This window comes from Legionella anisa, from assembly GCF_001467525.1.
Lineage (GTDB): Bacteria > Pseudomonadota > Gammaproteobacteria > Legionellales > Legionellaceae > Legionella > Legionella anisa.
In genome coordinates, this window is record NZ_LNXS01000005.1 from 49,106 (window position 1) to 57,546 (window position 8,441).

Here is an 8,441-nt window from a genome sequence, read left to right on the forward strand (position 1 = left end):
GTTATATCAAGGACCTATTTTCTGATTTTTGACGTTGGAGTAGTACGCATGGGATTAACAGTAAAACCGATTAATGCAAAGCACCGGAGGCTAATACGCCAAATCCATGAATTTAATAAAATACCTACTGATGATATAGCCCAACGTTTATTCTATTTACAGAAAATCAATTATCATATTAATTCAATACCTATATTTGAGGGAGAGTTTAAATGGCTTGCGGCAAGAGATCCTGAAAGTTGGCGAACGCACCAAGAAACTTATGGAATAGATCCTGATGCTTCGTTCCTTTTTAAAGGGGTTCAGTTTGCAAAAGCTATAGCAGCGCAAGTCCCTGCATCCCTCATATCACCTGGATTAAAAGAAGAAATAGCAGGGAAAACTATCTATCAATTAATGCAAGAACGAGATGCATTATTAAAAAGCGCAAGTCCTTTTGATGAAATAAAAGAACGATTTTTGGCCATAAGCACTCATCTTAGTGTGTTGGCTGAACAAGATAGTATTCTAAAAAAGAATCTGGGTATTCATGCTCAAATTCTAAGTTTAGCCAAAGAAAAAATCAGGGCAATTAAAGGTGAAAGTGATTTAAGCAGCTCTGACTATAAGACAGAAGTTTTAGGCAAAAAACAGGGTAATAATTTTAACTTTATAATCAGAATAAAGGGTTGGAGGAAACCTCTTGTTTTTCGTGTAGAAGACCGAAATAATTTGAGCTTTGAACAAGATCTTCACTCTTATCCAGTATCCAAATACTTCGTTAATGATGTTGCTCTATTTATGATGCAATTCAAAAGTGAAAACCATAAAGTTATTGAATTTAAACCTGTAGTTTTAAGTCAATTTGCCAATCAAGGAAGTTTATTAGATATTGCAAAAAACCTGAAAGGTCAGCCACAACAAAAAATCGCAGCAATAACAAAATATTACTTCAATCAGATTAATGATTTTTGCCTCAAACTCAAAGAAGCAGGTGCCTATCATCCTGATATTAAACTCAGTAATTTTTTGGTGCATAACTATAAATTACTGGTTAGTGACCGAAAAACATTCGTACGTTCTCCAAAACCACTTGCCAGTACACTACGAAGTAGTCCACGCTATGCTCCACCTCAATATCTCGCTTGTCTTGATGAAGAGTGTGAGGACTACCTAGATGAAGCGTCTACTACTCAAATCGACGTAGAGCAACTGATGTCCTACCAAATGGGCAAAGCACTCAAAGAATTCCTAATCATATCCCAACTGGGTGAAATACCCCAAGAATCCGATGAGAAAAATAGAGCCATTCTCGCTCATTTTGAAAAACCAAATCATGCCATTATCAACTTGTCCATACTCGTTGAAGAGCTAACCCGTTACGAGGAAGCAAAAAGGCTTACAATAGAACAATTCAAGAGATTACTGCCCTATTTCACTCATAATATCGATGATTTCTATAAGCAACTTGAAAAGGAATTACCAGCAAAAGAGTTAGGGATTGAACGCGAATTAAATGAAATTGATCAACTCTTACATAACAATAAGCGCAAAGGCATAAACTTTTTGGAACAAGCAAACATAGTTTTTGCTGCCATTTCAGCGCGAGAACATAAAGAACCTCGTCTCAGTCGAATGGCTGAAAAATTAGCGATAATGTGTTATCAAAACTATTCAAAAAGTTATTTTTTCCAAATTTCCCAAAATATTGAAGCCGCACTTTTAACAAAAGATTGGGATTCTGCCAGTTGGTTGAGACAAATAGTTCATATCCTATCGTTTGGTTTTTTCAGAGTAGATAGAGTAACTACCATAGATAATATAGAGATTTCATTAAATTATAATGATCAAGAATTTCGAACTCATTTTATTCAAATGGAGTTTTTGCCTGCAACAATTCTGGATAGTATTGGTATTAGCGAAGCAAATAACTTCAAAGATTATTTTCAAGCACATTTGGATGAGATAAGAGCTTTAAACGATAGTGACTCAAATAGCGAAAAAGAAGAAGAGGTTAACGTATTAGAAAAACAGAAAAGTTCAACAGAGACGGCCGCCAATGCCCCTATCCCCCAAAAAGGTGCAGAAGAAGAGAATGAAAAATCCCTTTCAGCTGGGACGATGATAGTTAAAAATATCAGTACTAAAAAATCAGGAGAAGCCTCCCCCCCTACTAAAACAGCTACTGATGAAGAAACCCCTGCTGAAGAGGAACCACCCACTAAGCAGCAAAAAACTGCTTCTCAAACCGATAAAAAAACACAGCATAAGAAAAAAACGTCCGTTGACCTTGCAGAAAACTATAGATTTTTCGCAGAACTAGCCAAGGGAGGCAAAGATGACGCACCCCAGGTTAAGCCAAGATCCATACGTCGAGTTGGCAGTACGCTCTTTAGAGGCGAGAAAAGATCGCATTACCCTAAAGCTCAGGAGATTTTTAAACAAATACCAGTGGCCCATGAAGAAGAGGGAGTAATCAGTAATCAAGAGCATTTAGCCACTGAGCTAATACAATAGAACAATGGAGTCAAGGAAGAGCTCCAAACAAATTATTTTTTCTTCAATGCAAAAGCAATCAAGAACCTAAGTGCTTGTGTGTTTCTCCTCTAAATTTACCTAATTCTTTCTTAAATCGATACATTATCAGCCCACGTAAGGTTACTTATTCTTCTATTAATGAAGATAATTTGTAAATTTTTTGTAAAAATAATTCAATATAGACAATTAATCGACACGTCGGTATTTGCTATGGTCTACACATATAATAGTAACGTAAAAAAGAGATTAAAATGAGTAGATTAAAAAATATTAACTAATTTAGCTAATCGAATATACAAAAAGGTAGTAGGCGAAAGAGAAGGACCAACTCAAATCATCCCTGAAGATACCAAAGTTGCAGAGGGTTCATACGCTAAGATGGAAGCTTTTCATACTGAGAAACAGAAAGGAACAGTCAAGCCTCCTAAATCTACCCCATCAGATGCCATAGCTACGATTACAAGAGATTTCCAAATTTATAATGGTGCTAAAGATCGCATAAAACTCGAGAAGGGCGGCGTAAAACAGAGCGGATATCTTGGTAATGAAGAAGAAGTCATGAAAGCTTGTGAGGCGAAAATAACCGCTCTATTAGATGCCAAAGGTTGGACGAAGTATTTTGCACTGCCCTATCAGGATATTCCGGAAGCGATTAAGAATGACCGAAAGAGTCTTGACATGACAAAAGAAGATAGTGAAAATTTAATAAAGCTTTGCAGAAACTACTGTCATGATTTTCAAAAATTCGAAAATAAACTTCAGAGTGAAGTATCTAAGTTGCCAGAAGAAGATAACAATATAACTGCTCCCTCTTTTCAATAAATTAAAGGGCTATCTGAACCTTCAAAGCAAATTTTATCTTTTATTTATTGAGATTAACTGTATAAGAGCCTTTCGATTGAATAGGAAGGCTGTACCTTTATCGTGTAGCGATGGAATTTAGGGTCTACTAATAATAGTAGTCTCTTTTGCTCTATATGCATCCCTCTTAACGAGGTTATTAACGCCCATGTTGTATTTACCCACTTCTTAGGATTGATTAATAAATAAGATTAAGGTACAATTTGGCCTCTTTTTTAACAAAGGCAATGAAATAATGCGTCTATTTGATAAAATTAAAAGTGAGAGTCAACAATCTAAAAAGGATTCCGAAACAACAAAGACGTCACATACTAATATGATGAGGAATGATGGAATAGCATTATCAATCCCTGATGTATGCAAATCTCCAGTTTTCTCTCCTGTTATGGTGCGAAAGCATTCAAACGATGAAAAACCATCTCTTGTTATAAAATTTAACTAAGTTTAGGGTCTGTAAACAGACCCTAGTAAATTTCACAAAGCTTGGAAATAAATGGTCTCGAATGGGTTAAAGATTTGAGACAAACAAGCGGCTTAAGTCATCTCGGAAACTTGCTTATATACTTAGGCAAGTCATTATTCATTACGAAAAGATTGCAATCATATAGAGTTTTCATCTGTATTCGCATTGATTATTATACGGAAATCCCTAATGTACTTTTTGACCAAAAGCATAAAAATTGTCTATATTTATAAACAGGTCAAATTGGTTTTATAAGGACATAACCAATGGAGTTGGAGCAAAAAAACAGGATTATTAAACGTTTTTTAAAAGAACAAAGTGAAAATCCTGTTGCAGTGGAGCTAAAGGATGAAAATCTGGTGATTTATTCTGATCTTGATAAGTTATTAGATCACATTGACCTCCATAAAAAGGGTTTATTTGACCTGGGGACTCTGGAAACAGATCCAGACCAGTGGCGGGAATTTTGTGGCATCATTAAATACGCTTCTACTTTTGAAAAAGGAGGCTCTCCTCCTCTGCTAAAGAAGGTTGATCTTAAAAAAGCAGAAGAAGGCATACGATATACTTTAAATGCACATGAGATTATTCGCTTACCCAAAGATGATTATTATGAACGCCTGACCACCATACCCCAAGATAGTGATACTCAGTTAGATGACTTAATCGTTAACAGCAGAACAAAACTGTATGCACTGACACAAACCTTTCCAGAAGCCATACCTTTTGATGCATCCAATTCATTACACGTCACCGCGCAGATTCAACGTCTACAAGAAGAAATAGCACGAGCAGCTAATAGTGATTCAGAAAGGGAGAGCGTAGAAAAAAGACTAAATATCTTATTGGATCTCAATAAAATCAATGAATTAAAACGAATTAATATCCCACAAGACAATGGATCAACCCTCGCCTATTGCATCTTACAAGAAAACGTAGGCGGTGTGACAGAAAAAATCTCATTAATTAGCCTAGAGAGTGTAAAAAAACAGTTGCATTGTTTATGTGAGCGAGCGGAAGGTCTGAGTATCGAAAAGTACCATGCTGAAAGAGAACAATATAAACTCAGTACACAAGCTATTATTAAATTACCCAAACACGGCAATATTAAAGAAGTTCAACATGAAGCCATGGCACTCAATATTTCCCGATTAATGGGATTAGATACGGCTGCCGCAACTACAATTTCTCATAATGGACATCCAGCATTATTCATCCCTTTTGAAGAGATACGTTTATTGAATGAATTTTCTTTAGGAAAAACATTTTATGCATGGCTTGCAGGAAAAACCTATACCCACTATTCAACAATTAAAACTCTAGGCGAAGGAATACAAGCGGATTACTTTATCGAAGATTTTGGCAAGGCACTGGGATTACTTTATCTATGTAGTGATAGCGATGCAATTGGGGGCAATTGCCAAAATAAGGCACTAAGAAATGCAAAATCACTTTTTGTCTTTGACCAATCGCTCACAGATACTGATCGATTTATTCTTGATTCACGATTGTGTCTCATACCTGGTGATTTTCTTAGAAAGCATACTCGTCACGGTTTGGGGCGCAATCGCACGATTATTGAAGATTCATCCATGTATTCTAAATTTGAAAGCATCATGCAATTGCGCTCTATTGGTGATAAAATTATCCAATATACCAATCACGTTGCATGGCAACATCACCAACAAACATCCCGAATTAAACGACAATTTAAAAAACCGCTAAGTACAGAAAAACAAAGTCAATTAACCTCTGAGTTAAGCGATCTAATGGTTCTTGAAAAAGATGCAGAAACACTGCAAGCAAGAGTATTAGAGCGTCTTGAAGCAATTGATAATATACTTCCACAAACAGCAGGTGACATCGACTCTTTCGGAATCAGACAAGCCTTAATTTTTGAAAAACTCCTGCATAATCCCATATTATTTAGTAATGATGGCCGCGCCTTTAAATATCCTTGGACTCACAGACAGCAAAATAAAATTAAAACAGTAGAGGATCTCGGGAATGGCTTGATACAACTGACGTTTAGTGACAAAGTTTCTGCAGTCATGCTTGATTTTATTAAACGACGCAGTGGAGCTGATTCAATCGCCAATACCTCAACCAAAACGATAACCTTAAGTAAAGTACACTTCGCAGCATTGCGAGAAGATACACTTCATCCTGAACATCAATTAGTCCTCGAACCCACTACGAACTATTTGGATCCAGCTGATTTGGCAGCAATCAAGGATGCTTATACTATGGGAAATAGAACCTATATTATGAATACGATTACAAATTATTGTAAAAAGATGAAGTGCGATACGACCTCTACTGATGAAAAATTGAAATGCATCATTGAAACTGAAGAACGACTTAGAGAGCTTATTATCACATCTCATGATAGAGGTTTTGGCATGCACGTTATTAAAAAATTCTTTTTTGATGCACAACAACAATTGCAAAAAATGATTTCTCCCTTGAAGTTCCCAATGAGAATAAATGATGCGTTTATCGCTGCTTTAAAGCTTGATAGAGTATCTGAATTTAATGCTGTCGTATTGGAAGCAATAAAACACGATAAAATCACCGATCAACAATTCATCAGCTTTTTGGATGAGTGCATACTCAAGGCAAGTGCTGCAACAAATTACTTGCTAGCACAAGAAAGAAGCCAGGAACTATCTGGTATTGCAAAAAAGGTAATACATCAATTAGAAACGCCCTCCACATCCTGGAGTCAATTTCTAGCAGCAAGCATACAGAAAAAAGGATTGAATCAAACCGAGCCAATAGTTATCACTAAAACAATACAAGAGAAGGAAGAAGATGAGTGGGTAATAAAATCATCACCTAATTCATCGATATTGGACATGATACAACAAGAGGAACAAATAGGAATATCATGTAAATAATAAGTCTAAGTGACTTGTTCACTAAATGCAGTTAATGGAGCTACTATGCCTATACATGAGAGACGTCAACATTTTCGGGTAGAAGATCATATCTATTTTAACTACCGAATTATGGAACCTGGGGAGCTGTGTCCTGATCGCGCAGTTGTGGATCAACTTTTAGGAAAAAATGGACAACGATATCTTGAGGCAGCACATTATTTTCAAGAAATTGATTATGAACTGGCTGAACTTACCCAAGTTATTGCCCTTAAAGAACCAACAATAGCCCATTACCTTAACCTTTTAAATGCAAAAATAGATTATTTATCACGACAAATGCTGATGACGAACACAATTCAGTTACGTAAGGTCAATATTAGTCTGGGTGGAATGGCATTTAAAACGCCCGACCTTATTAAAGAAAAAAGCCTGATAAAATTGGTAATCTATACTAAACCCAAAATGATTCCCATAATCGTAGAAGGAACTGTAGTCTATAGCCAATATCAAACGGAGCATAATTACCGCACGGCAGTACAGTTTAACGGATTAACAAATGAACAGGAGCAAATTCTTTCCCAACATATTTTGTTAGCCCAGGCAAAATACCGTTCAGACTAAAAATAAAAGTAATTTTGACTACAAAATTGCCGAATAACACGTAAACTATGCGTTTATGATGTTAGAAATAAGAGGCAAAAACATGACCCGAATAGTACATTGCTGTAAATTAAACCAAGATGCTGAAGGTTTATTAAAACCACCCTTCCCCGGCGCATTAGGCGAACGGATTTATAATGATGTATCAAAACAAGCCTGGAATATGTGGCTCAGTCATCAAACCATGCTCATCAATGAATACCGCCTGAATTTAATGGAAGCTAAAGCTCGCGAGTTTTTAAAAGAAGAAATGCAAAAATATTTTTTTGGTGAAGGCTCTGAAAAACCAACAGGCTACACTCCTGAATAAATCGAAAAATACGTTGTAAAAAGAATATAAATTGCACGCAATAATCCTGCGTAAAACACGCTGAAGGTAGGTCATAAAATTTAAAAAGGTTTTATTATTAAATATTGAATTTTATGGCCCCTGCGTATGCATCTCTCAATCTTTATGTGCGGCATCCAGAAAGTGATTGACGTATTTCTAAGTTCTGAAAATCAAAGTCCCCTGAATAATGTATAAAATGCAAAAATTTTCTATTTTTTCTCTCCATTCCTAATAGCCTGAAACAAACTTAGCACAATAGAAAAATAATATTCCATTTTGGCCCTAATGAAGCCAAAAAGAGATTATTAAATACTAAAATCATGATGAAAATGAATAACTTATTCAGAAAAAACACTATGATTTTAAAAAGTACATAAAATAAGTATTCAGGAAATAAATCACATTGAAATGAAAAACAATTTTTTTTTAAAAAAATTGCATTCAACACTTGACTCAAAACGCTTCTCGGAGTCTAATAGCAACCCTCGGGGCCAGATAGCTCAGTCGGTAGAGCAGAGGACTGAAAATCCTCGTGTCGGCAGTTCGATTCTGCCTCTGGCCACCATGAGAATCAAGCACTTACGGTGAACTCCCGAGAGCGCAATTTGGCTCTTTCCCAATTACGGGGGGCACTTCCAATTAAGGGCTCTTTCCCAATTACGGGGGCACTCACATTTAACAGCACAGCACCCTAACACGAGTTCTGTAATTTTCAAAGTTACGAAAG

Annotated in this window: 5 protein-coding genes and 1 tRNA gene; all 6 read left to right on the forward strand. The window is 36.1% G+C overall.

Translation table 11 applies throughout. The features are described from left to right. Nucleotides 1–48: 48 nt before the first annotated feature. Nucleotides 49–2,496: a LegK7 family Dot/Icm T4SS effector kinase gene (gene legK7 / locus Lani_RS02695; RefSeq protein WP_019231975.1), complete on the forward strand. Its 2,448-nt coding sequence runs from the start codon at nt 49–51 to the stop codon at nt 2,494–2,496. 399 nt (nt 2,497–2,895) lie between these two features. Beyond that, the gene (locus Lani_RS02700; protein ID WP_019231974.1) at nt 2,896–3,339 is read left to right on the forward strand and encodes a hypothetical protein; all 444 of its coding nucleotides are present in this window, start codon (nt 2,896–2,898) and stop codon (nt 3,337–3,339) included. A gap of 768 nt (nt 3,340–4,107) precedes the next feature. Continuing rightward, nucleotides 4,108–6,741: a hypothetical protein gene (locus Lani_RS02710; protein WP_019231972.1), complete on the forward strand. Its 2,634-nt coding sequence runs from the start codon at nt 4,108–4,110 to the stop codon at nt 6,739–6,741. Between the two features lie 45 nt (nt 6,742–6,786). Then, nucleotides 6,787–7,344 (forward strand): PilZ domain-containing protein, encoded by a 558-nt coding sequence (locus tag Lani_RS02715; RefSeq protein ID WP_019231971.1) that lies wholly within the window; start codon nt 6,787–6,789, stop codon nt 7,342–7,344. An 82-nt stretch (nt 7,345–7,426) separates the two neighbouring features. Beyond that, nucleotides 7,427–7,693 (forward strand): oxidative damage protection protein, encoded by a 267-nt coding sequence (locus Lani_RS02720; protein WP_019231970.1) that lies wholly within the window; start codon nt 7,427–7,429, stop codon nt 7,691–7,693. A 510-nt stretch (nt 7,694–8,203) separates the two neighbouring features. Then, nucleotides 8,204–8,279 (forward strand) — tRNA-Phe (locus tag Lani_RS02730). The last annotated feature ends 162 nt before the right edge of the window (nt 8,280–8,441 follow it).